The following is a 906-nucleotide window of genomic DNA, read 5'->3' on the forward strand; positions in this document are numbered from 1 at the left end:
GAGCCCTTGTTGACCGGCTGCCGAACTACTGTAAAGGTCAGCTTTCATCGGGGTGTGAGGCTGAGCCGTGAACTCTGAAACTTATAAGAAGCGATATGCGCGGGACTCATCGCCAGGCTGGGATGCAATAGACAAGCATTTGGCCGCCCGTTTGGACCTCGCTGAACCGGATTTCCACTTTGGAACGGTGCACCGGTTTGCGCTGGGAGGACCGGACCCGCTGGACGGCATTAGCGTATACATCCGCCGCAATCCGGATCATTTGCACTTCGTATCCTATGGCTTGTCCAGCCTGTATTATGATGATGACGCCGCAGACGGAGAGTTCAGCGGGTGGGGCTTCGAGCTTACTTTCCGTCTCGCATTCGACGTTTTCGAGCTGCCTCAAGAGGCGAGCGGTGTTCCGCATTGGCCCATGGGCCTTATGCAGAATCTTGCCCGCTATGTGTTCAGCTCTAAGACGTGGTTTGAGCACGGTCACTACATTGATGCAAATGGACCGATCAGGGCAGGTTCATCAACCGACAAAACCGCCATTGTCTTTTGCAATGACCCGGAACTTGTCTCGACGGACACCCCGCACGGACGCTTGGACTTTTTACAGATAATCGGCATCACCGCGGGTGAACTTGGCGATCTTCAAACGAAGAGTATTTCCCCCCAAGCCCTGATCGACAAGAAGGCAGTCAGTCATCCACTTCTGATCACGGCACTTGTTGAGAAGTAATACTTCCGTATTGCCAGTGATCACTAAGGCAGACGTTCATCTGTCAGCGGAGCCCGTCCGCTTCGTCCGCACTGCGGATTTCTGGCTCCTGGGCGACGCTGCGCGGTCCTGTAAAAGTCCGGTTTGGGGAAGCTGCCCTGCGGCGTTGGAGATCTAGGCGAACGGCAGGTCAGGGCCGG

General features: G+C 55.6%; 1 protein-coding gene. It reads left to right on the forward strand.

All coding sequences use genetic code 11. From position 1 onward, the window contains the following. Positions 1–67: 67 nt before the first annotated feature. Positions 68–727, forward strand: coding sequence for a suppressor of fused domain protein (locus DDT93_RS26325; RefSeq protein WP_109468892.1), 660 nt, complete (start codon positions 68–70; stop codon positions 725–727). The last annotated feature ends 179 nt before the right edge of the window (positions 728–906 follow it).

This window comes from Albibacillus kandeliae, from assembly GCF_003116585.1.
GTDB lineage: Bacteria > Pseudomonadota > Alphaproteobacteria > Rhodobacterales > Rhodobacteraceae > Albibacillus > Albibacillus kandeliae.